Genomic DNA, 21,702 nt, shown 5'->3' with positions numbered 1-21,702 from the left:
TGCGTCAGAAGTGCGTGGTCATGCTCACGTACAGGCTGCGGCGCACCCCGTACTGCGGCGCGCCGACGCCCACGCCCGTGCCGTCGCGCAGCAGGTAGCTCTTGTCGAACAGGTTCAGGATGGCGATGCGCCCGACGATGTCCCCGCCCGACGACTCCTTCCATGTGTGCGAGTAGGCGGCGTTGACCACCGCGTAGTGCGGCAGCGCCGCGCTGTTGGGCGCGCCGCCGTCGGGCGTGCGACGCAGGCCGCTGCCGAAGATCAGGTCGCCGCTGACCTGGTTGTCGCCGAAGCGGTAGCTGGCGCCGCCCGACAGCGTGTAGGTCTGGTCGTGGTCCAGGTACACGTAGTGGTTGGCGATGTAGTTCAGCTCGTCGGTGCCGAACAGCGACTGGCTCGACACGATGTTCTTGCCCATCGCCTTCTGGTAGGCGAAGTTCGCGTAGGCCGACCAGTGGTCGTCGTTATAGCGCGCCGACAGCTCCAGCCCGCGCGCGAAGCCCTTGGCGTAGTTGAACGGCGACAGGATCAGCGCCTGGCCGAACTGGCCTTCGTCGAGCAGGTTGGTGATGTTCTTGTAGTACACGTCGGCCGACAGCGACAGGTTGTCGTTCACCTTGTGGTCCAGCCCCAGGTCGAAGTAGTGGGTGCGCTCGGCCTTCACCGGGTCGGAGTTGGCGATTTCAGGCTGGTTGGTCGTGCCGGTGTAGAGGTTGATGCTCTGCTGCGAGGCCAGCTCCTGCGGCGGCGGCGTGAAGTAGCGCGCATAGCCCGCGTGCAGCGCCGTGTCGTCCGAGAGCTTGTAGGCCAGGTTCAGCCGCGGGCTCCACTGGTGCTCCTTGGTGAATGCGTCGACGCTGTCGTAGCGCAGGCCGTAGTTGAAGGTCAGCCGGGGGTCGATGCGCCATTCGTCCTGCACGTAGAGGCTGGCGAGCTGGCCGACCTTGCCGGAGTTGTCGTTGATGAGCACCGGCGTGTTGCCGACCTGCGCGCCGGTGTCGTCGACCGGGAACACGTTCACCGCATTGATGCTGCGCGTGCTCTGACGCGTATAGGCGCCGCCGAAGCGCAGCGTGTGCGCGTCGTTCAGCTTGTACGAGGCATCGGCCTGCAGCCCGTTCGACGAGTTGGAACGCAGGGTGTCGGAAGCCACGCCGTTGTAGATCAGGTCGCCCACGGCGTCGGGCGTGTAGTGCAGGTTCGAGTACTGGTGGAAGGCCGAGACCTGGAAGTCCAGCGCGCCCACGGTCTTCTGGTAGGACAGCGCGACGAAGCGCGTGGCCTCGGTCTGGCGCTCGCGCACGTCGGACGACGGCAGGCCGTTGTAGCCCGTGCCCAGGTCGCTGTAGCCGGCCAGCGAGAAGGCCGGCGTCTGGTTGGGGTTGGTCGGGATCTGGAACTTGCCGTTGTAGGTGCCGAACATCAGGCCCAGGCGGGTGTCGGCGTCGAGGTAGTAGCTCAGGTTGCCGAAGGTCTTGCCCTGCCGCGTGCGGTCGTTCTGCGCGTTGAGCGTGGGCTGTGGGTTCTCGATGCCGTTGGTGTTGGACACCAGGCTGCCCGACAGGTAGTAGCTCAGGTTGCCGGTGGTGCCGTAGACCGAGCCGCTTTCCTCCAGCGTGTTGTGGCTGCCGAAGGTGAAGCCGAGCGAGCCGCCCGGCTTGCCGAAGCCCTGCTTGGTCTGGATGTCGACCACGCCGGCGGTGCGCAGGCCGTACTGCGCGGGCAAGGCGCCGGTCAGGAAGTTGACCGAGTCGATGTAGCGCGTGTCCAGCGACTGGCCGAAGCCCGAAATGCCTTCGGGCAACTGCACGCCGTTGACGCGGTACTGCACGTTGCCGTGGTCGTCGCGCACATGCAGCGAGCCGGAGGCCTTGGAGTCCTTGGCCACGCCGGGCAAGGTCAGCAGCACGTCGTCCAGCGGCGTGGCGTCGCCCTTGCCGAGCGCGTCGATGGCGGCGCGGTCGATGCGGTAGACGGTCGCGCCGACCTCGGGCGACAGCTCCATGCGCGCCTTCTTGAGGCGCTCGGACTGGATCTCCACGGTGGACAGCGTGCCTTCGGCGGCGCTGGGCGCCACTGTGGTGGTGGTCGTGGTGGCCGCGTCCTGAGCGAAGGCCGACCAGGACAGCAGGGAAAGAACGGCAATGCCAACGGCACTGCGACGGAAATTGGGAATCATGAATGGACACTCGTTGAATCGATGAACGATCCGCAGCCGCCCGCGCAATGCGGGCCGCTACGGCCGGAACACGGGGGGATTCAGCGAGTGGAAGGCGGACCGCGCGCGTCGAACAGCGCGATCCAGCGGGCGATGGCCTCGCCCTGCAGATAGGCGAAGGTGGCCGACGGCAGCAGTATCGGCAGCACCACCAGCGGAACGCTGGGCGCGGTGGAGCCGTGCTCCAGCTGGTCGTACAGCCGGCACTCGGCGTCGGTGTGTTCGCCGAACAGGCTGCCCAGGCCGTGCGCCGCATGCTTGTGCACGCCGCTCTGCGATGCCTGCTGCACCGCCGCCGCGGCCTGCGCCAGCCCCGGCACATGCAGCGACCGGTGCATGACCCCGAGCGTGCCAGCGATCCACAACGCGAACGCCAGCGCGACGACGAGCGCGCGCGACGAACGGGAGGGAGACTGGCGGGCGATGCGCACGGCTGGAGAGGAGGTCAGGCCTTCAGGCGCGAGGCGAAGGTCTTCTGGAACTTCTCGACCTTCGGGCCCACGACGAATGCGCAGTAGCCCTGGTTCGGGTTGTTCAGGAAGTAGTCCTGGTGGTAGGCCTCGGCCGCCGAGTAGTTGGCGAGCCTGGCCACTTCGGTGACGACCGGCGAGCCGTAGGTCTTGCTGGCCTCGATGTCGCGGATGACTTCTTCAGCCACCTGCTTCTGCGCGTCGTCGGTGTAGTAGATGCCGCTGCGGTACTGCGTGCCGACATCGTTGCCCTGGCGGTTGAGCGTGGTCGGGTCGTGCACCACGAAGAAGATCTCGAGGACTTCGCGCAGGCTGATCTGCGCCGGGTCGAATTCGAGCTTCACCACCTCGGCGTGGCCGGTGCGGCCGGTGCAGACCTGTTCGTAGGTCGGCTTGACGGTCTGGCCGTTGCAATAACCCGACTCCACGTCGAGCACGCCCTGCACCCGGTCGAACACCGCCTCGGTGCACCAGAAGCAGCCGCCACCGAGCACGATGGTTTCTGTGGGCGACGATGAAGAGGTCATGGCACTGCTCCGGCAGGTTGGAAAAAGACGAACCCGATATTGTCGCGGCTTGACGTGACAGATGCCGCTCACTACATTACTAACCCGCGAGTCATTAAAATCATGCCCACGCCCCGCTCCTTCGTCGACAAGATCTGCACGGTCCGCGCCAAGCGCGAGCGCCGCAAGGAGGCGCGCCCCGGCGAATTGCTGGCGGCCGCGCTCGACCTGTTCGTGGAAAAAGGCTTCGCCGCCACCCGCTCCGAAGAAGTGGCGGCGCGGGCCGGCGTTTCCAAGGGCACGCTCTTCCTGTACTTCCCGAGCAAGGAAGAGCTGTTCAAGGCCGTGGTCATGGAAAGCCTGGGCGGCCGGTTTACCGAGTGGAACGCCGAATTCGAGGCTTTCGAGGGCACCTCGGCCGAAATGCTGCGCTACTGCATGAACGTGTGGTGGGAACGCGTCGGCATGACCAAGGCCTCGGGCCTGACCAAGTTGATGATGTGCGAGGGCTCCAACTTCCCCGAGCTCGCGGAGTTCTACCGCCGCGAGGTGGTGCGCCCCGGCCACGACCTGCTGCGGCGCATTCTGCAGCGCGGCATCGACCGCGGCGAATTCGCCCAGGTCGACATCGACCACGCCATCTACTCGGTGGTCGCGCCCATGGTCTTCCTCATGCTCTGGAAGCATTCGGCCATGGTCTGCGTCGACGGCGCATCCACGCTCGACCCCGAGAAATACCTCGCGACGCAGGCAGAAACAGTGCTTTACGGCCTCACAGTCCGCCCCGGAGACAAGGCATGAAGCGTCGCGGAAGGCCGACCGGGCCGCGGGTGTCATCGGCGCCACCTAAAATTGAAGGTTTGTCCTGAGCCCACAAGGAAAGCCACGCCATGAACCCCACTCCCACCCTCGAGCGCTTGCGCTTCAACATGATCGAACAGCAGATCCGCCCCTGGGATGTGCTGGAGACCGACATCCTCGAACTGCTGGCTGAAATCCACCGCGAGGACTACGTGCCCGACGAGCACCGCACCCTGTCGTTCTTCGACATGGAACTGCCGCTGCTGGACGGCTCCGTGCCCGGCGAATTCATGCTGTCGCCCAAGGTCGAGGCCCGCACCCTGCAGGACCTGCACATCCAGAAGCACGAATCCGTGCTCGAGATCGGCACCGGTTCCGGCTTCATGGCCGCCCTGCTCGGCGCCCGCGCCGCCCAGGTGCTGTCGCTGGAAATCAACCCCGTGCTGGCCGCCCGCGCCGCCGAGACGCTGCGCCAGAACGGCGTGACCAACGTCGAAGTGCGCCACGCCGACGGTTCCGTGCCCCTGGCCAGCGGCCCGAGCTTCGACGTGATCGTGCTCAGCGGCTCGGTCGCGCGCATTCCGCAGAACCTGCTGGGCTCGCTCAAGGTCGGCGGCCGCCTGTCGGCCATCGTGGGCGACGAACCCATGATGCGCGCCCACTTCGTCACCCGCACCAGCGAAAGCAAGTGGGACACCACCCAGCCTTGGGACACCGTGGCCCCGCGCCTGCTGAACTTCCCCGAGCCCTCGCGCTTCTCGTTCTGAGCGGACGGCAACCATGATCGACCAAGTCCGCCCCGCCGACCTCGCCGCCTGGTTCGCCCAGGACGCCGACGCGGCCCCGGTGCTGCTCGACGTGCGCGAGCCCTGGGAGCTGCAGACGGCGAGCGTCGTGCCCCAGGGCTTCACCCTGGTCGCGATCCCGATGAACGAGATCCCCGGGCGCCTGGCCGAGCTGGGCGAAGGCCGGCGCATCGCCTGCCTCTGCCACCACGGCGCGCGCAGCCAGCGCGTGGCCGCCTTCCTGAGCCAGAACGGCTTTGCCGACCTGGCCAACGTGGCCGGCGGCATCGACGCCTGGTCCTCGCACGACGCGTCTATCCCGCGCTACTGATTCTTTCTTCAAGGACGTTCAATGCCTTCCAGGCCCCGGCTTTCGCCACTTTCCGCAGCGCTCGCAAGCACTTTCGCAGCACTGCTCGCATTGCCGGCCCAGGGCCAGACACTGAACGAACTGTATGACGCCGCCCGCAGCTACGACGCCACCTACCAGGGCGCGCGGGCCCAGTACGACGCCAACGTGGCGCGCGCCGCGCAGGCCAAGGCCGGCATCCTGCCGGCGGTCGGCCTCACGGCCGGCGTGACGCGCAGCGACATCGAGATCGACACCCTCACGGGCACCGGCCGCGGCACCACCACCCCGCGCGACTTCAACACGCAGAACGTCGGCATCAACGCCACGCAGCCGCTGTACCGGCCCGCCAACTGGGCCACCTACGAACAGGGCAAGCGCCAGGCCGACATCGCGCGAGCGGTGTTCACCATCGCGGAGCAGGACCTGATCGTGCGCGTGAGCCAGGCCTACTTCGACGTGCTCGCCAGCCAGGACAGCCTGGCGCTGGTGCGCGCGCAGAAGGTGGCCGTGGCCGAACAGCTGGCGTCGGCCAAGCGCAACTTCGAGGTCGGCACCTCGACCATCACCGATTCGCGCGAAGCGCAGGCCCGCTACGACCTGGTGACCGCGCAGGAAATCGCCGCCGAGAACGACCTGCAGGTCAAGAAGGTGGTGCTCGACCAGCTGGTCGGCCGCCCCGGTAGCGTTCCGGTGCCGCTCGCGGTGCCGGTGGTGCTGCCCACCGCCCTGCCCGCGGACATCAATGCCTGGGTCGCGCAGGCCGACGAGGTGCATCCGGCGATCCAGCAGGCGCGCCTGGGCGTCGACGTGGCCGGGCTCGAAGTGGAAAAGGCCAAGGCCGGCCACAAGCCCACGCTGGACGCCAACCTTGGCTACAACGTCACGCGCAATCCGACCGGCACCACCACCAGCGCGGTGGGCACGCGCGCCAATGCGACCACGGTCGGCGTCACCTTCAACCTGCCGCTGTTCGCCGGCTTCGCGACCGAGAACCGCATCAAGGAAACGCTGGCGCTCGAAGACCAGTCGCGCAGCGTGCTCGAAGGCACCCGCCGCAACGTGGCGCAGGCCACGCGCTCCGCGTACCTCGGGCTCGTCTCGGGTGCGGGTCAGGTGAAGGCGCTCGAAGCGGCCGAATCGTCGAGCCAGAGCGCGCTCGATGCCAACCGGCTCGGTTACCAGGTGGGCGTGCGCATCAACATCGACGTGCTGAACTCGCAGAGCCAGCTGTTCCAGACCAAGCGCGACCTCGCGCAGGCGCGCTACAACGTGCTGCTGGGCAACCTGAAGCTGCGCCAGGCCAACGGCACGCTGACCACCGACGACATGCACGCGATCAACGCCACGCTGGCAAGCAACGGCAGCGTGCCGGCCGTGCCCGCGGCCACCGCGCCGGACCGCACGCCGCAACAGCAACAGACGCCCGTGGTGCCGGTGACGCCGCCGAGCATCCCGGTGATTCCGCCGGTGCCGGTGCAGCCGTTCAATCCGCCCGCGCCGACGATGCCGACGCCGCCCGTGCCTCCGGTGATCCTGAATCCGCCGGTGCGCTGAGGCGCTCGTCTTTCTCCCTCCCCTTCCGGGGGAGGGCCGGGGTGGGGGCACGACGGCCTTCACCCATCTGCAACGCTCATTGGGCGCGAGCCCCCATCCCAGCCTTCCCCCAGAGGGGGAAGGAGCAATGCAGGTTCTTCAGTCCAGCGTGGGTTCCGCGCGCGGCGGTTGATCTTCTTCCAGCGGCGCGTTCACCGTATCCACCGGCTCGGCCGCCTGCGCAATCGCCAGCACCGCCGCCGCCGTGCGCTCCGCCGCTCCCCGGTTCGACGACGCAAAAGCCTGCGCGGCCTGCGCCATCGCCGCGCGGCGCTCGGGGTTCTCGACCAGCTTCAGCGCCGCCGTCACCGCCTGCTCCATGCCCTCGACGCGCAGCGACGCGCCCGCGGCCAGCGACAGTTGCGCCGCTTCCGCGAAGTTGAAGGTCGACGGTCCCATGATCACCGGGCAGCCGCAGGCCGCCGGCTCGATGAGGTTCTGCCCGCCCAGCGGCTCGAAGCTGCCGCCGAGCAGCGCCACGTCGGCCAGGCCGTAGTAAAGCGCCATCTCGCCCAGCGAGTCACCGAGCCAGATCTCCGATTCGGCCGGCTGCCCGGCGGCGCTGCGACGCGCCACCGCGAAGCCTTCGGCCTCGATCAGCGCCGCCACTTCGTCGAAGCGTTGCGGATGGCGCGGCACGATCATCCATTGCACGTCATGCACGCGCTTGGCAATCGAGCGCACCGCGCCCTGCTCCGGCGGCACCGGCGAGGTCGCGCCGAAGCGCTTGAGCACTTCGAGCAGCAGCCGCTCTTCGCCGTCGCGCGAGCTCGCGAGCACGACCATCGGCCGCGGCAGGTGTTCGCGCAGCGACATCGCCGTGCCGAGCTGGCGCGCGTCGGGCGTGGCGTCGAACTTGAGGTTTCCGTACACGCCCGCCACCTTGGCGCCGAGCGACACCAGACGGTGCGAATCGGCCTCGGTCTGCGCCCACACCGCGGTGAGGGCCGAGTAGGCGGGCCGCGAGAGCCAGGCAAGGCGTTCGGCCGCGGCCAGCGATTTTTCGTTGAGGCGCGCATTGGCCAGCACCAGCGGAATGCGGCGCTCGGCGCAGGCGGCGGCCATCTCGGGCCAGACCTCGGTTTCCATCAGCACGCCGATGCGCGGCTGGAACTTGTCGAGAAAGCGCGCCACGGCACCCGGTGTGTCCCACGGCTGCCAGACCTGCGTGTCGCCCGGCTCGAGCAGCTTGGCGCCCTCCTCGCGGCCGGTGGCGGTGCCGTGCGTGAGCAGGATCGGCACGCCCGGATACTGGCGGCGCAACTCGGCAATCAGGATGGCGGCCGCGCGCGTTTCGCCGAGCGAGACGGCGTGCACCCAGCACTGGGCATGGCCGGTGATGGACTCGTCGTAGCGGCCGAAGCGCTCCTCGACGGCCACGCCGTAGCCGGGCTCGGCCACGGCACGGCGCCGCAGCTTGCGGCGGACCAGCGGTTGCACGGCGGTGGTGAAAACGCCGTAGAGGCGCAGCAATAGCGAACGCACAGGCTCAGTGGGCAGCAGCGGCCAGTTGGGCGTCGGGCTTGGCGGTGCGCAGCAGCGCCAGCATCTCGGCCTGGATGCGCTCGAGCGCGTCTTCGGTCTGGCCTTCGAAGCGCAGCACCAGCACGGGCGTGGTGTTCGACGCGCGGATCAGGCCGAAACCGTCGGGCCAGTCGACGCGCAGGCCGTCGATGGTCGACACCCTGGCCGGCGCCGCGAAGTCCGCGCCCTTCACGAGCTTGTCGACCACCGCATGCGGCTCGCCCTCGGCGCAGGCCACGTTCAGCTCGGGCGTCGAGAAGCTCGTGGGCAGCGCGTTCAGCACCGCGCTCGCGTCAGGGCTCTTGCTCAGGATTTCGAGCAGGCGGCAGCCCGCGTAGGTGCCGTCGTCGAAGCCGAACCAGCGCTCCTTGAAGAAGATGTGGCCGCTCATCTCTCCGCCCAGCGGCGAATCGATTTCCTTCATCTTCGCCTTGATGAGCGAGTGGCCGGTCTTGTAGATCATGGGCTTGCCGCCCGCGGCCTCGATGGCCGGCGCCAAACGCTGCGAGCACTTCACGTCGAAGAGGATGGTGCCGCCCGGCACGCGCGACAGCACGTCCTGCGCGAACAGCTGCATCTGGCGGTCGGGGAAGATGTTCTGCCCGTCCTTGGTGACGATGCCCAGGCGGTCGCCATCGCCGTCGAAGGCCAGGCCCAGTTCGGCATCGCCCGAAGCCAGTGCGGCCATCAGGTCCTTGAGGTTCTCGGGCTTGCTCGGGTCGGGGTGGTGGTTGGGGAAGTCGCCGTCCACCGCGCTGAACAGCTCCGTCACTTCGCAGCCGATGGCGCGGAAGATGGCGGGGGCGGAAGCGCCCGCGATGCCGTTGCCGGAGTCGACCACGATCTTCATGGGCCGCGCCAGCTTGATGTCGCCGACGATGCGTTTCACGTAGGCCTCGGTCACGTCGACCTTGCGCACGCTGCCGCCGGGGGCGAGTTGCGCGGAGCCCGCTTCGATGGTCTTGCGCAGGCCCTGGATCTCGTCGCCGTAGATGGCGCGGCCGGCCAGCACCATCTTGAAACCGTTGTAGTCCTTGGGGTTGTGGCTGCCCGTGACCTGGATGCCGCTGGAAGCCAGCGTGTGGGCCGCGAAGTACAGCATGGGCGTGGTGACGGCGCCCACGTCGATCACCTCGATGCCAGTGGCCACCAGGCCCTTGATCAGCGCCTCGACCAGCATCGGGCCGGACAGGCGGCCATCGCGTCCCACGGCCACCGACTTCTCGCCCGCGGCGCGGGCGGCGCTGCCGAAGGCCCGCCCGAGTGCTTCCGCCACTTCGGCGTCGAGAGTGACCGGCACGACGCCGCGAATGTCATAGGCCTTGAAGATCGACGCGCTGAGCTGCATGAAAGGCGTTTCCCTGCTGGATTTGTAAACGGGCCATTGTAGGCAACGCCCCGGGGTGCCACATGTCCGAAAACGGCCAGTTGAAACGAGTCGAAACCGTATCATTTCCCCATGCCTACCAGCCACACACCCACCGAAGCGCTCGAGAGCGACGCCTGCTACCTGGCGATGAAGACGCACGACGCGCGCTTCGACGGGTCGTTCTTCACCGCGGTCACTTCCACCGGCATCTATTGCCGCCCGGTCTGCCGCGTCAAGCTGCCGCGGCGCGAGAACTGCCGGTTCTTCCGACACGCGGCACAGGCCGAGGCCGCGGGCTTTCGCCCCTGCCTGCGCTGCCGGCCGGAGCTGGCACCGCGCGCGGCCAGCTGGTCGACCGAAGACGCCTCGCGCATCCTCGCGCTGCAGGCCGCGCGGCTGATCGACGAGCCCGACGCATGGTCGGAAGACGGCCCCGGCGCGGCGCAGATCGCGGCCCGCCTGGGCGTGAGCGACCGCCACCTGCGCCGAATCTTCGAGGCGCAGTTCGGCGTGTCGCCCCTGCAATACCTGCAGACGCGCCGCCTGCTGGCCGCCAAGCAGTTGATCGCCGACACCCGCCTGCCCATGACGCAGGTCGCGCTGGCCAGCGGCTTTGCGAGCGTGCGCCGCTTCAACGCCGCGTTCGTCGAGCACTACGGCCTCAATCCGAGCGCGCTGCGCCGCGCCGGCGGCGAGGCCGTCGAGGGCGGTGAAAGCCGGGCCATCGAAGTGCGGCTGGGCTTTCGGCCACCCTACGACGACAACGCCATGCTCGGCTTCTTCGCGCGCCGCGCGCTGCGCGGCATCGAAGTAGTGGCCACGGCCGACGGCAAGGAGCCGGCCAAGGGCAGCACGGCCGCCTATGTGAAGCTGGCACGCACGCTGCGCATCCAGCAGGGCAACCAGGCGCATGCCGGCTGGCTGCAGCTGCGCTTCGACCTCGAGCGCGAACAGGTGCTGCTGTCGGTCAGCGACTCGCTGGCCGCTGTGCTGCCCATCGTCATCAGCCGCGCCCGCGCCCTGTTCGACCTCGACGCAGAGCCGATGGCCATCAATACCGCGCTGCATGCCGCCTTCCCGCACGGCGACGGTCTGCGCGTGCCCGGCGCGGTCGACGGTTTCGAGCTGGCGGTGCGGGCGGTGCTGGGCCAGCAGATCACGGTGGCCGCGGCGCGCACGCTGGGCTCGCGGCTGGTGGCGGCATTCGGCGAAACCATCGCCACGCCCATCGAAGGCCTGGACCGGTTGTTTCCCACGCCGGCCGCCATCGCGCAGGCGAGCGGCGACGCGCTGGGCCAGCTCGGCATCGTGCGACAACGACAGGCCGCGCTGCAGGCCATCGCCCGCGAGGTCGCTGAAGGCCGGCTGGCGCTGCATGCGGGGGCCGACGTGCCCTCGACCATCGCGGCGCTGCAAGAGCTGCCCGGCATCGGCGCCTGGACCGCGCAATACATCGCGATGCGCGCGCTGCGCTGGCCCGACGCCTTCCCTGCGGGAGACGTCGCGTTGCAGAAGGCGCTGGGCGTGACCACCGCGCGCGCCGCCAGCGAAGCCTCGCAGGCCTGGCGCCCCTGGCGCAGCTATGCGGTGCTGCGCGCTTGGCATGCGCCTTCCGCTCCCGCTACCGCAGCCACGGCTGCATCTCCCCTCATCACCACGGCAGGCCTTACCGCCTGAAATGTCATGAAGTTCAAGAGCAAGCTCATCTACACATCGCACATCGACTCGCCACTCGGCGGCATCACGATGGCGGCCACCGACCAAGGCCTGGCGGGCGTCTGGTTCGACCAGCAGCGCCACTGGCCCGACACCACCGGCTGGATCGCCAAGGACGACCACCCCGCGCTGGTCGAGGCGGCCGCGCAGCTGCGCGACTATTTCGCCGGCAAGCGCGACCACTTCGACATGAAGCTCGACCTCTCGCACGGCACCGCGTTCCAGCAGAGCGTGTGGCAGCAGCTGCTGGCCATTCCGGCCGGCGCCACGCTGACCTATGGCGCGCTGAGCGCCAACCTGGGCAACCCGGCCGCGGTGCGCGCGGTGGGCGCGGCCGTGGGGCGCAACCCGATCAGCGTGATCGTGCCCTGCCACCGCGTGCTGGGCGCCGACGGTTCGCTGACCGGTTACGCTGGCGGGCTGGATCGCAAGACCGCCCTTCTGGAGCTGGAAGGCGCGCTGTAAGACAACCGCGGAACAACCGCAGAGAAGAACGAGGGACGCATGAGCACAACGAACAACAACATCCCGGCCACGGCCATCGCACCGGCCGCTCCCGCCTCGGCCTCCGCCGCCTGGCTCGTCGACCTGGTGCTGCTGGGCGCGCTCTGGGGCGCGTCCTTTCTCTTCATGCGCATCGGCGCGGCCGAGTTCGGGGCCCTGCCTGCGGCCGCCGTTCGGGTGGCCATCGCCTCGCTGTTCCTGTTGCCCATCGCGCTGCTGCGCGGCCAGGGCCCGACCATCGCGAAGCATTGGAAGGCCAGCTTCGCGGTCGGCGTCTTCAACTCGGGCCTGCCGTTCGCGCTCTTCTGCTTCGCTCTGCTGAGCATCAACAGCGGCCTGGCCGCGGTGCTCAACGCCACCACGCCGATGTTCGGCGCACTGGTGGCCTGGGCCTGGTTCCGCGAACGCCCGGCGGGCTCGCGCATCGTGGGCCTGGTGATCGGCTTTGCCGGCGTCGCGATGCTCGCGAGCCGCAGCGCCGGCGTGCATGCCGGCGCCACCGGTCATGCGGCGCTGTGGGCCGTGCTGGCCTGCCTTGGCGCATGCCTGTGCTACGGCATCTCGGCCAGCGCCACGCGCCGCCACCTGGGCGGCGTGCCGGCCCTGACCACGGCCACCGGCAGCCAGATCGGCGCCACGCTGTTCCTGGCCATTCCCGCATTCATGCTGTGGCCCACGCAGATGCCGAGCCTGCGCGCCTGGCTCGCGCTGCTGGCGCTGGGCATCGCCTGCACGGGCATCGCCTACATCTTGTTCTTCCGGCTGATCGAGCGCGCCGGCCCCGCGCGCGCGCTGACAGTGACCTTCCTGGTGCCCGTATTCGCGCTCTTCTACGGCGCGGTGTTCCTCGACGAGCACATCACGCAGTGGATGCTGATCTGCGCGGCCGTCATCGTGTGCGGCGTGGCGCTGTCCACCGGTGTCGTCAAGTTCGGCTGGCCGCGCAAGGCCGCTGCCTGAACGCCAAGCGCGCTCAGGAAAAGGCGCCGGCCACCACGTTGACCGAAAGCGCCAGCACCATCATGTTGAAGGTGAACGACAGCACGCTGTGGATCAGCGTGATGCGCCGCATCTCCTTGGACGTGGCCTGCACGTCGGAGACCTGAGAGGTCATGCCGATCACGTAGGAGTAGTAGAGAAAGTCGAAGTAGTCGGGGGCGTCGTCCTTGCCCGGAAAGTCGAGGCCGCCGTCGGGCCTGCCGCCCTTCTGGTCGATGTAGTAGCGGTGCGCGTAGTGGAACGCGTAGATCGAATGCATCATCAGCCACGACCCCGCCAGCGCCACCAGCCCGAGCGCGACATGCGCGATGCGCTCCCAGCCGTTCAGCTGCTTGACCTGCTGCAGCAGCATGGCGATGGCCACCACGCTCACGCCCACCGCCACCAGCATCGACACCAGGATCACCACGTTAGGCTGGTCCAGCGACTGCGCGCGCTCGCGCGTGCGGCGCGCGTCGAAGGTGTCGGCCAGCCACCAGGTGAGCACCTGGTAGACCAGCACGCCGGCGCACCAGCCGGCCAGCCCGCGCGCCATGCCGCTCATGGACCAGGGCACCATCGCGACCGCGGCGCCCACCAGGCCGCCGTACAGAAGCCGCTGCGGGCCGGTGGTGGTGGAGAGGTGTTCTTGCATGCGGGCACTGTAGCGCCGCGCGCGGGCACGTGCCGGCAAAAAAAGCGCGTTAAGCCAACGTCGAGAAAGTCCTACACGCACAGCCGCGCCGCACGCATGTAATCAGGGGCGCGCCGCTATTAATTTGTCGGTCGACCCAAGGGAGCCGTGCCAGGAAGCCACATGCGTCAGAAGAAACACGCGCCAACGCGCATGTGGCCGAGGCTTATCTTTTCCATCCGAAGGATCCATTTCATGTTGCAGACTCACTCCCGTCCTTTCGACTGGACCGTTCGTTTCGGTGCCATCGGCGCCCTGGTCGGCACCGGCTTCCTGTTTGCCGCCACGCCCGCGCTCGCCGATCCGTCGCCGGCGCTGGACCGCTTCAGTTTCTCCGTGGGGGGCTACAACGCCGATCCCAAGTTCAACGCCTCCGTCAACACGCTCTACGGCTCGCTGCAATCGGGCGACATCAAGCCCGGCCGCGTGACCATGCCGCGCATCAGCGCCGACATGCTGATCGGCGACAGCCAGGGCATTTCGTTCGACTACTACCAATACAAGCGCGACTACTCGGGCGGCATCGCGAGCAACAACAGCTTCGGCGGCTTCGGTTCGCTCAACACCTTTGGCAACGCCAACATCAGCACCAAGCTCGACTTCGCCAAGCTGTCGTACAAGTGGTGGATCGGCACGGGCAACACGGTGCTGGGCCTGGGCGCCGGCGCGGCCTATTACCGCGCGACGCTGGGCGCGAGCGCCAATGCCATCGTCAACGGACAGGTCGGCACCTACAGCCAGAGCTCGAGCGACAACGCGATCGCGCCGCTGCTTGAAATCGGCGTGCGCCATGCCATCACCCCCGACCTGCGCCTCTTCGCCGACGCCTCGGGCGTGTGGAAGAACGGCGGCCGCTTCCACGGCAACATCTACAACGCCTCCGCCGGCGTGGAGTGGTTCCCGGTGAAGAACGTCGGCGTGGTGCTCGCGTACAACGTGACCAACATCGACCTGACTCGCGACGCCGACTTTGCCGACACCCGGCTGAAGGTGCGCCTGCAAGGCCCGTCGGCCTTCCTGAAGGCCCGCTTCTAGGCTTCCGAGCACGGTTGCGCGCAGCCAGTCTTCGCAAGACGCGTCGTCGGGGCCAGCCTTAGGCTGCGCCCCAACGAACCGAAGAACGGAGACAAAGAGCATGCCTGCAGCCACCACCGCGGCCGTCACCGGCCTCGCGCCCTCGAGCCCGCGCTTTCATGAGCGCATTTCACGCGTCGCGCTGGGCGACGTGATCCACCGCTCCGCGCGCCGCTTCGGCGAGCGCACGGCGCTGATCGAGGGCGAGCACCGCCTTTCCTACCGCGCGCTCGACGCCGCATCGAACCGCTTCGCGCATCACCTGCTGGACCTGGGCCTCGAAAAAGGCGAGCGCGTGGGCATGCTGTGCAACAACTCCATCCAGATGGTCGTCGCCATGCTGGGCATCCAGAAGGCAGGGCTGGTGTGGGTGCCGATCAACACCGCGCTGGGGGTGGAGGCCATCGGCTACATCCTCTCGCACGCCGAAGTGCGGCACGTGGTGATTGACACCGCGCTGCATGCGAAGCCCGAGCTGCGCGAACTGCTGCAGGCCACTGGCGTGTCGCCCCTGCTGTGCGTGCTCGACGGCGATGCGCCGCCGCCCGGCATTGCTACAGTGCCCCAGGCCATCGCCCAGGGCCCGGAGACGCTGCCCGACGTGGCCATCGACAGCGCGGACCTCGCGCTCATCATGTACACCAGCGGCACCACCGGCCGCCAGAAGGGCGTGATGCATTCGCACGCCTCGGTGCACTCTGTGCTGCTGAGCAACATGGTCGAATGGGGCAGCAGCCCGGAGCGCGCCGACGTGTGGAGCAGCGTGCTGCCGCTCTTCCACTGCGGCCAGCACACGGTGCTGATGTCGGCGCTGGCGGTGGGCGGCGCGCTGGTCGTGCTGCGCGGCTTCGACCCCGGCGCGGTGCTCGCGGCCATCGAGCGCCACAAGATCACCGTGATGGTGGGCCTGCCGATGATGTACGGCGCGCTGCTGGCCCATCCGCAGCGCGCGGCGCGCGACCTCTCGAGCCTGCGGCTGTGCGTGTATGCGATGGCGCCGATGTCGCGCACGCTGCTGCTGCGCCTGCTCGACGAGTTCTGCCCCAACTTCGCGCTGGTCTCGGGCCAGACCGAGATGTACCCGGGCGCCACCATCTTCGAGGCGCACGAGCAGCGCAGGCGCTTCGGCTCCTACTGGGGCGTGGGCACGCTGGTGAACGAAGTCGCGGTGATGGGCGACGACGGCGAACTGCTGGGCACCGACCAGGTCGGCGAGATCGTCTTTCGCGGACCCAACGTGATGCTCGGCTACTACAAGGACCCGGAAGCCACCGCCCATGCGCAGCGCTTCGGCTGGCACCACTCAGGCGACCTGGGCAGGATGGACGAAGACGGGCAGCTCATCTTCCTCGACCGCCTGAAGGACATGGTCAAGTCGGGCGGCGAGAACGTGCCGTCGATCAAGGTCGAGGAAGTACTGCTGCGCCACCCGGGCGTGATGAACGCCGCCGTGGTGGGCCTGCCGCACGAGCACTGGGGCGAGGCCATCACCGCCTTCGTCACGCGCAGGCCCGATGCGCCCGCCGACTTCACCGAAGCGGTGCTCACCGCGCACTGCAAGGAGCACCTCGGAGGCTTCGAGGTGCCCAAGCAGATCATCTTCCTGCCTGCACTGCCGATGACCTCGACCGGCAAGATCCAGAAGTTCGAGCTGCGCAAGGCGCACCACGACCACTATCAGCGCGGCTGATCGGCGCTTCGCTGCAGCAGGGTCGAGCGCACGTCCTTCTTCAGCACCTTGCCCACCTTGGAGCGCGGCAGGTCGAGCCACACCTCGATCTGCTTGGGCGCCTTCACGCTGCCGATGCGCGACTTGACGAAGGCCTTGATCTCCTCCGGATCGACCTGCCGACCCGCCTGAAGCTGCAGCACGGCCACCACGCGCTCGCCCCACTTCTCGTCGGGCAGGCCGACGACGGCGCTGTCCTGCACGTCGGGGTGCTGCATCAGCGCCTGCTCGACCTCGGCGGAGTAGACGTTGAAGCCGCCCGAGATGATCATGTCCTTGGCGCGGTCGACGATGTACAGGTAGCCGTCGGCATCCAGGTAGCCGATGTCGCCCGTGTGGTGCCAGCCGAAGCGGCGCGCCTCTTCGGTGGCGCGCGCGTCCTTGTAGTAGCCCTGCATCACGAGCGATCCGCGCACCACGATCTCGCCGTTCTCGCCGGCGGGCAGCAGCGCGCCGTCGCCGTTCATCACGCCCACCTGCACCAGCGGGCCCGGCCGCCCGGCGGACGAGAGGCGATGGCGCGCAACGGTGCCGTCGGCGTTGAAGTGCTCGCGCGGCGACATCATCGAGATCATCATCGGCGCCTCGGTCTGGCCGAAGAGTTGCGCCATGACGGGGCCGATTTTCTGCAGCGCTTCCTCCAGCCGCGTGGCCGACATGGGCGCGGCGCCATACCAGAAGCATTGCAGCGAATCGAGTTGCGTCGACGCAAGCTGCGGATGCTGCAACAGCATGTAGATGAGCGTGGGCGGCAGGAAGGTGTGGGTGATGCGGCGCGCCTCGATGAGCCCGAGGAACTCGCCCAGGTCGGGCTTGGGCATGATCACCACCCGCCCGCCGAGCGCCATCACCGGCAGGCACAGCACGCCGGCCGCATGCGTGAGCGGCGCGAGTGCCAGGTACGCGGGCCGGCCCTCGAAGGGATAGCCCATGAGCGTCAGCGCCGACATCGCCTCGAGGTTGCGGCCCGAGAGCATCACGCCCTTGGGCTGGCCGGTGGTGCCGCCGGTGCCGGCGATCATCGCCACGTCGTCGGGCGGCGTGATGTCCAGGGGCGAATCGTCCAGTCCTTCCAGCCACTCGTCCAGCGAAGGCGCGAAGAGCTGCCGGGCGTCGAGGCAGACCAGTGCGCGCAGCTTGGGCAGCCGCGTGCGCATCTGGTCGACCATGTCGGCGTAGTTGCCGTGGAAGAGCAAACACGCGCAGTCGAAGGCGTCGAGCACGAAGGCGTTCTCGCTCGCCTCGTTGCGCGGGTTGATCGGGCACCATACGCAGCCAGCGCGCGAGATGCCGAACACCGTGGCGAACGCCATTGCATCGTTGCTCGAAAGCACGGCCACCTTGTCCCCCGGCCGCACGCCGGCGCGCCGCAGGCCGCGAGCCACGCGCCAGCTGATGCGCTGCACCTGGGCGTAACTCAGGTCGGTGTCGCCCAGAGTCAGGCAAGGAGAATGGGCGCCCAGCTGGGCGCCCTTGTCGAGGTAATCGACGAGGCGCATGGAATCAGCCCATCCGGGTGATCAAGGGCTCCTGCACCAGCCCGAAGCCGCGCAGCGCGCCCAGCAGCTCGTGATGCCCGAAGGCTTGGCAGCCCGAGGCGAAGCCGGCGCGCCGCGGCGGCTGCTGCAGCAGCGATGCCGCCGCATAGGCCTGCAGCAGGCCCGTCTGCTTGTAGTTGCAGTTGCCGAAGATCACGCAGTGCACGCGGCCCAGCGGACCGGAGGCATGCACCGAATCGACGGACTTGTTGATGCGCGGGTTCTCGCGCGGAGGCATGGTGTTCATCACGCCCGCCGCCGTCTGGGCCAGGGCGGCATAGCGGTCTTCGTCGTTCATGCCTTCGGTGGCCTTGAGCGCGGCGGCCACGATCTGCGGCACGCCCTGCATCAGCGCCTTGTTGAAGACACCGCCGAGCACTTTCACGTTGGCCACGCGCGGGTCGCGCTTGAACCACACCGGGTGCGAAGTGCCGCCCCAGGGCAGCGCGAGCGCCGCCTCGTGCTGGCCGGGAATCGACAGGTGGTACAGGCCCGCGTCGGGTTGCCATTCGACGTACTCGTTCTGCTCCAGGTAGTAGGCCTTGGACGTGGCGGCGTTGACCAGGATGGTCTGGGTGGACGCGATGGTCGGGCTGCCGCCCCAGAACACGGCGATGTCCAGCGTGTCGAGCCCGGGGGTCTCCAGGCACAGCTGCGCCGCGATCTCGCCGGTGGTGTACATGTGCGCGAGGCCGGGCGAGAGCAGCAGGCCGGCCTTGGCGAACTTGTCGCCCCATTCGCGCTCGAGCGTGATGAGCCAGTCCTGTTCGCCGGTTGTGTCGGTGTAGTGGCATCCGGCGGCCAGGCAGGCTTGGACGACCTCGGGGCCGAACTTGGCGAACGGCCCCACGGTGTTCAGCACCACCGAGGCACCGGTGAAGAGTTCGGTGAGCGCGCCCACCGAATGCCCCACTTCCACCACCTCGTACTTCGCGGTCTCGATGCCGGGCACGTTGGACTTCATCGCCTCTTCCACCTTCTGCGCGCTGCGGCCCGCGGCGATGAAGGGGATGTTGTACTCGCGCAGGTACTCGCAGACCAGGCGGCCGGTGTAGCCGGAGGCGCCGTAGACGACGACGGGTTTCTTCTTGCTGCTGCTCATGTCTTGTCTCCTTGAGGTCGTGCCGTTCACATGCCCATGCCGCCGTCCACCGCGATGCCGGCGCCGGTGATGAACCGGGCCGCGTCGGAGCAGAGGAAGACCACCACGTCGGCCATGTCGCCGACTTCGCCCAGGCGCCCGAGCGGCGTCTGGCCGACCACGTCGCCCACCGCCGCCTCGACGCTGGGCGCGAGCCCGGCGGCGACGATGTCGTGGGCCAGCTTCATGCCCATGTCGGTGGGCACCAGTCCGGGGTAGATGCAGTTCACGCGCACGCCGTAGCCCAGCTTGCCGGACTCCATGGCCGCCACGCGGGTGGCGCGGTCGACCGCCGACTTGGTGGCCGAGTAGCCCGCGATGGCCGGAAAGGCGATGGTCGCCGCGACCGAAGCGATGTTGACCACCGCCCCGCCGCCGCCCGCGCTGCCGCCGGGGCGCATCGCGCGGAACGCGTGCTTCATGCCGAGCAGCGTGCCGGCCACGTTCACGTCGAGCATGCGGCGCAGGTCGTCGCCGTCGACGTCGACCACCAGCGAGGTGATCTCGATGCCCGCGTTGTTGACGAGGATGTCGAAGCCACCCAGCTCCTTCACCGTGGTCTCGGCGGCCGAGGCCCAGTCGGCGTCCTTCGTGACGTCGAGCGGGACGAAGCCCACCGTCGCGCCCGAGGAAGAAAGCCGGGTGGCGGTCTCTCGCCCCAGGTCGGCGAGCACGTCGCCGATCATCACGGACGCCCCGGCCGCGGCCAGAGCTTCGGCAATGCTCGCGCCAATGCCGCGCGCACCGCCCGTCACGAGCGCACGGCGCCCTTTCAAGTCGAACTTGGCCATCACTTGTCTCCTGTGGATATGTTTGTGAGATGGAGCGGCCATGCTAGAAATCGACTTGACGCATGTCAAGGATTTATTTGACGAGTGTCAAGAATCCATAGAATGGCATGCGTGACACGCCGGATGCGGGTTCTCCCGCTTGCGTGCTATGGTTTGCGATCAACACGGGTACAGGGGGCCGGCATGCATGCGGCCCGTTTTGAAATGACGACAGAACAACGCACAAAGAAGCAAACGGAGCGGGTGCCGAAGGCCAGGGTCGACAAGTTCTCCGAGCGGCGCGCGGAACTGGGCGAGGCCGCGCTCACCACCTTGGCGGCGCTGGGCTATGCGCGCACCAGCCTGCGGGAGATCGCGCAGAACTCCGAGTTCTCGCACGGCGTGCTGCACTACTACTTCACCGACAAGATCGACCTGATCATCTGCAGCGTCAAGCAGTACAAGGCGCGCTGCGTCACTCGCTACGACCACGCGGTCGACAGCGCAACCACCTGCGACGAGCTGATGGAAGGCTTCCTGCAGAGCCTGGCCGACACGCTGCGCGACGAAGGGCACGTGCACCGCCTCTGGTATGACCTGCGCTCGCAGGCGCTGTTCGAGGAAGCATTCCGCTCCGACGTCGTGCAGATCGACAAGAGCCTGGAAGACATGATCTGGCGCATCATGAGCCGCTTCGCGGAGCTGTCGGGCGAAGACCCCGGCATGACGCCCTCGGCCACCTATGCGCTGTTCGACGGGCTGTTCCAGCAGGCGCTGCTCAAGCACCTGTCGGGCGACGCCGGCGCCGTGGCCGCGATGCAGGCCGACGTGCGGCAGTCCATCGTGCGGCTGTTCTCGCTGCCCGCCAAGGCCGCGCCGGCGGCACGCAAGCGCGCTGCCGCTACCGCCAAGGCGCTTTAGGGCTTCGGCTTTTTCACGGCGGCGGCAGCGCCCGCCACGAAGCGCGCGCCCTGCCACTCGCCGCTCTCGCACAGCGTGCGGATCACCTCAGCGATCAGCGCGCACACCGCGCGCTTTGCGTTGGTCGTCGGCAGGTGCACCGACACGCACAGCCCCAGTGTGCGAAACATCGCGGGCGAGGCGATGCGGTGCGCCGCCAGCCGCCCCTCCTTCACCTCGCGCTGCGCCAGGCCCAGCGGCATGATGGTCGGCCCGAGCCCGGCCTCGACCGCCGCCTTCAGCGTGTAGACCGAATTGATCTCCGCCGCCACCTGCGCCGGCGAATAACCAGCCGTCTCGAGCACCCCGTCCACCAGCCAGCGCGTGCAATGCCCGTGTGCATTGGCCGGCCACACCAGCGGACGCGCCGTGGCCTGCTCGATGCTCACGTCGCCGGGCGGCAGCGCGTGCGGGCTCTGCGGCGACTCGAGGAACACGAAGTCTTCCTCCACCAGCGGCGTGAAGGCGATGTCTTCCGCCGGCATGGTCGGAGAGAACACCGCCACGTCGACCCGCCCGCGCAGCAGCTGGTCGGCCATGTTGCCGGTGAGTTCCTCGTTGAGGTGCAGCACCACGTCGGGGTAGCGCCGGGCAGCCGCGCGCATGAGCGGCAGCGCGATCATGGGCGACACGCTCTGCGGCAGCGCCGCCACCACCGAGCCCACCACCGAATCGGACGCGACATGCACCGCGGCCTTGGCGTCGCTCACCTGCTTGGTGATGCCCTGCGCATATTCGTAGAACACCTTGCCCGCCTCGGTCATCGCCACGCCGTTGCGGCTGCGCAGCAGCAGCTGGGTACCCAGCTCCGATTCGAGCTCGGCCATCTGCTTGCTCAAGGCCGACTGTGCAATGAAGAGTTGCTGCGCCGCGCGCGACAGGCTGCCGCAGTCCACGATGGCAACGAAATACCTGAACTGGCGCAATTCCATCCGCATATCTCCGGCCGCGCGCTGCGGAGATGCGGAGCGCGGCCGGTC

20 protein-coding genes are annotated in these 21,702 nt (G+C 68.3%); 10 read left to right on the top strand and 10 right to left on the bottom strand.

The annotated features are described in order from the left end of the window. Positions 1-4 precede the first annotated feature (4 nt). The 3 genes from L3V85_RS12435 to msrA all read right to left on the bottom strand — a co-directional run bounded on the left by L3V85_RS12435 (position 5) and on the right by msrA (position 3,215). A complete protein-coding gene (locus L3V85_RS12435) occupies positions 5-2,179 on the bottom strand; it encodes a TonB-dependent receptor (protein ID WP_237679507.1) in 2,175 nt (724 codons plus the stop codon). Positions 2,180-2,259: 80 nt separating this feature from the next. Beyond that, entirely contained in the window at positions 2,260-2,649 is a 390-nt protein-coding gene (locus tag L3V85_RS12430) for a hypothetical protein (RefSeq protein ID WP_237679506.1), read from the bottom strand. 14 nt (positions 2,650-2,663) lie between these two features. Next, positions 2,664-3,215 (bottom strand): peptide-methionine (S)-S-oxide reductase MsrA, encoded by a 552-nt coding sequence (gene msrA, locus L3V85_RS12425; protein WP_237679505.1) that lies wholly within the window; start codon positions 3,213-3,215, stop codon positions 2,664-2,666. A gap of 102 nt (positions 3,216-3,317) precedes the next feature. Here msrA and L3V85_RS12420 point away from each other — a divergent pair, with 102 nt between their 5' ends. The 4 genes from L3V85_RS12420 to L3V85_RS12405 all read left to right on the top strand — a co-directional run bounded on the left by L3V85_RS12420 (position 3,318) and on the right by L3V85_RS12405 (position 6,686). Then, complete coding sequence (locus L3V85_RS12420) at positions 3,318-3,995, top strand: TetR/AcrR family transcriptional regulator (RefSeq protein WP_237679504.1); 678 nt, start codon at positions 3,318-3,320, stop codon at positions 3,993-3,995. A gap of 89 nt (positions 3,996-4,084) precedes the next feature. After that, a complete protein-coding gene (locus tag L3V85_RS12415) occupies positions 4,085-4,762 on the top strand; it encodes a protein-L-isoaspartate O-methyltransferase family protein (protein WP_237679503.1) in 678 nt (225 codons plus the stop codon). Between the two features lie 13 nt (positions 4,763-4,775). Further along, positions 4,776-5,111 (top strand): rhodanese-like domain-containing protein, encoded by a 336-nt coding sequence (locus L3V85_RS12410; protein ID WP_237679502.1) that lies wholly within the window; start codon positions 4,776-4,778, stop codon positions 5,109-5,111. Positions 5,112-5,132: 21 nt separating this feature from the next. Beyond that, the gene (locus L3V85_RS12405) at positions 5,133-6,686 is read left to right on the top strand and encodes a TolC family outer membrane protein (protein ID WP_237679501.1); all 1,554 of its coding nucleotides are present in this window, start codon (positions 5,133-5,135) and stop codon (positions 6,684-6,686) included. A 138-nt stretch (positions 6,687-6,824) separates the two neighbouring features. Here the strand turns inward: L3V85_RS12405 and L3V85_RS12400 are convergent, their stop codons facing one another. Both L3V85_RS12400 and L3V85_RS12395 read right to left on the bottom strand, forming a co-directional pair. Next, on the bottom strand, positions 6,825-8,210 hold the full coding sequence (locus L3V85_RS12400) for a 3-deoxy-D-manno-octulosonic acid transferase (protein WP_237679500.1): 1,386 nt from the start codon (positions 8,208-8,210) through the stop codon (positions 6,825-6,827). Between the two features lie 4 nt (positions 8,211-8,214). Beyond that, a complete protein-coding gene (locus tag L3V85_RS12395; protein WP_237679499.1) occupies positions 8,215-9,597 on the bottom strand; it encodes a phosphomannomutase/phosphoglucomutase in 1,383 nt (460 codons plus the stop codon). Positions 9,598-9,708: 111 nt separating this feature from the next. Between L3V85_RS12395 and L3V85_RS12390 the strand changes: the two genes are divergently transcribed. The 3 genes from L3V85_RS12390 to L3V85_RS12380 are packed head-to-tail and all read left to right on the top strand — an operon-like array spanning position 9,709 to position 12,798. Beyond that, positions 9,709-11,295, top strand: a complete 1,587-nt coding sequence (locus tag L3V85_RS12390; RefSeq protein WP_237679498.1) for a DNA-3-methyladenine glycosylase 2 family protein — start codon at positions 9,709-9,711, stop codon at positions 11,293-11,295. 6 nt (positions 11,296-11,301) lie between these two features. After that, positions 11,302-11,799 (top strand): methylated-DNA--[protein]-cysteine S-methyltransferase, encoded by a 498-nt coding sequence (locus tag L3V85_RS12385; RefSeq protein ID WP_237679497.1) that lies wholly within the window; start codon positions 11,302-11,304, stop codon positions 11,797-11,799. A 39-nt stretch (positions 11,800-11,838) separates the two neighbouring features. Beyond that, on the top strand, positions 11,839-12,798 hold the full coding sequence (locus tag L3V85_RS12380; protein WP_237679496.1) for a DMT family transporter: 960 nt from the start codon (positions 11,839-11,841) through the stop codon (positions 12,796-12,798). 13 nt (positions 12,799-12,811) lie between these two features. Here L3V85_RS12380 and L3V85_RS12375 read toward each other — a convergent pair whose 3' ends face one another. Then, positions 12,812-13,471, bottom strand: coding sequence for a DUF1345 domain-containing protein (locus tag L3V85_RS12375; protein ID WP_237679495.1), 660 nt, complete (start codon positions 13,469-13,471; stop codon positions 12,812-12,814). A gap of 234 nt (positions 13,472-13,705) precedes the next feature. On the opposite strand from L3V85_RS12375, the gene L3V85_RS12370 reads away from it, so the two are divergent. Next, positions 13,706-14,545, top strand: coding sequence for a hypothetical protein (locus tag L3V85_RS12370; protein WP_237679494.1), 840 nt, complete (start codon positions 13,706-13,708; stop codon positions 14,543-14,545). A 100-nt stretch (positions 14,546-14,645) separates the two neighbouring features. Beyond that, positions 14,646-16,274 (top strand): class I adenylate-forming enzyme family protein, encoded by a 1,629-nt coding sequence (locus L3V85_RS12365; RefSeq protein WP_237679493.1) that lies wholly within the window; start codon positions 14,646-14,648, stop codon positions 16,272-16,274. On the opposite strand, the gene L3V85_RS12360 is transcribed toward L3V85_RS12365, so the two are convergent. The 3 genes from L3V85_RS12360 to L3V85_RS12350 are packed head-to-tail and all read right to left on the bottom strand — an operon-like array spanning position 16,262 to position 19,783. Continuing rightward, positions 16,262-17,812 carry an acyl-CoA synthetase gene (locus tag L3V85_RS12360; RefSeq protein ID WP_237679492.1) on the bottom strand — a complete coding sequence of 517 codons (1,551 nt, stop codon included), beginning with the start codon at positions 17,810-17,812 and terminating at the stop codon, positions 16,262-16,264. The genes L3V85_RS12365 and L3V85_RS12360 overlap by 13 nt on opposite strands. 4 nt (positions 17,813-17,816) lie before the next feature. Continuing rightward, on the bottom strand, positions 17,817-18,953 hold the full coding sequence (locus tag L3V85_RS12355; protein WP_237679491.1) for a DUF5938 domain-containing protein: 1,137 nt from the start codon (positions 18,951-18,953) through the stop codon (positions 17,817-17,819). Positions 18,954-18,979: 26 nt separating this feature from the next. Continuing rightward, positions 18,980-19,783, bottom strand: coding sequence for an SDR family NAD(P)-dependent oxidoreductase (locus L3V85_RS12350; RefSeq protein ID WP_237679490.1), 804 nt, complete (start codon positions 19,781-19,783; stop codon positions 18,980-18,982). A gap of 204 nt (positions 19,784-19,987) precedes the next feature. Here L3V85_RS12350 and L3V85_RS12345 point away from each other — a divergent pair, with 204 nt between their 5' ends. Then, complete coding sequence (locus L3V85_RS12345) at positions 19,988-20,683, top strand: TetR/AcrR family transcriptional regulator (RefSeq protein ID WP_237679489.1); 696 nt, start codon at positions 19,988-19,990, stop codon at positions 20,681-20,683. Here L3V85_RS12345 and L3V85_RS12340 read toward each other — a convergent pair. Next, a complete protein-coding gene (locus L3V85_RS12340) occupies positions 20,680-21,654 on the bottom strand; it encodes a LysR substrate-binding domain-containing protein (RefSeq protein ID WP_237679488.1) in 975 nt (324 codons plus the stop codon). The two genes, L3V85_RS12345 and L3V85_RS12340, sit on opposite strands and share 4 nt — an antisense overlap. Positions 21,655-21,702 lie beyond the last annotated feature (48 nt).

It is taken from the genome of Variovorax paradoxus, assembly GCF_022009635.1.
Taxonomy (GTDB): Bacteria; Pseudomonadota; Gammaproteobacteria; order Burkholderiales; family Burkholderiaceae_C; genus Variovorax.
Note: the sequence above shows the minus strand (reverse complement) of the source record. Positions and strands in the feature narration are given on the sequence as shown.

Coding starts and splice junctions, on each gene's coding strand:
- L3V85_RS12435 (WP_237679507.1), bottom strand. CDS start 2,179: ATGATTCCCAATTTCCGTCGCAGTGCCGTTGGCATTGCCGTTCTTTCC.
- msrA (WP_237679505.1), bottom strand. CDS start 3,215: ATGACCTCTTCATCGTCGCCCACAGAAACCATCGTGCTCGGTGGCGGC.
- L3V85_RS12420 (WP_237679504.1), top strand. CDS start 3,318: ATGCCCACGCCCCGCTCCTTCGTCGACAAGATCTGCACGGTCCGCGCC.
- L3V85_RS12415 (WP_237679503.1), top strand. CDS start 4,085: ATGAACCCCACTCCCACCCTCGAGCGCTTGCGCTTCAACATGATCGAA.
- L3V85_RS12410 (WP_237679502.1), top strand. CDS start 4,776: ATGATCGACCAAGTCCGCCCCGCCGACCTCGCCGCCTGGTTCGCCCAG.
- L3V85_RS12405 (WP_237679501.1), top strand. CDS start 5,133: ATGCCTTCCAGGCCCCGGCTTTCGCCACTTTCCGCAGCGCTCGCAAGC.
- L3V85_RS12395 (WP_237679499.1), bottom strand. CDS start 9,597: ATGCAGCTCAGCGCGTCGATCTTCAAGGCCTATGACATTCGCGGCGTC.
- L3V85_RS12390 (WP_237679498.1), top strand. CDS start 9,709: ATGCCTACCAGCCACACACCCACCGAAGCGCTCGAGAGCGACGCCTGC.
- L3V85_RS12385 (WP_237679497.1), top strand. CDS start 11,302: ATGAAGTTCAAGAGCAAGCTCATCTACACATCGCACATCGACTCGCCA.
- L3V85_RS12380 (WP_237679496.1), top strand. CDS start 11,839: ATGAGCACAACGAACAACAACATCCCGGCCACGGCCATCGCACCGGCC.
- L3V85_RS12375 (WP_237679495.1), bottom strand. CDS start 13,471: ATGCAAGAACACCTCTCCACCACCACCGGCCCGCAGCGGCTTCTGTAC.
- L3V85_RS12370 (WP_237679494.1), top strand. CDS start 13,706: ATGTTGCAGACTCACTCCCGTCCTTTCGACTGGACCGTTCGTTTCGGT.
- L3V85_RS12365 (WP_237679493.1), top strand. CDS start 14,646: ATGCCTGCAGCCACCACCGCGGCCGTCACCGGCCTCGCGCCCTCGAGC.
- L3V85_RS12360 (WP_237679492.1), bottom strand. CDS start 17,812: ATGCGCCTCGTCGATTACCTCGACAAGGGCGCCCAGCTGGGCGCCCAT.
- L3V85_RS12355 (WP_237679491.1), bottom strand. CDS start 18,953: ATGAGCAGCAGCAAGAAGAAACCCGTCGTCGTCTACGGCGCCTCCGGC.
- L3V85_RS12350 (WP_237679490.1), bottom strand. CDS start 19,783: ATGGCCAAGTTCGACTTGAAAGGGCGCCGTGCGCTCGTGACGGGCGGT.
- L3V85_RS12345 (WP_237679489.1), top strand. CDS start 19,988: ATGACGACAGAACAACGCACAAAGAAGCAAACGGAGCGGGTGCCGAAG.
- L3V85_RS12340 (WP_237679488.1), bottom strand. CDS start 21,654: ATGGAATTGCGCCAGTTCAGGTATTTCGTTGCCATCGTGGACTGCGGC.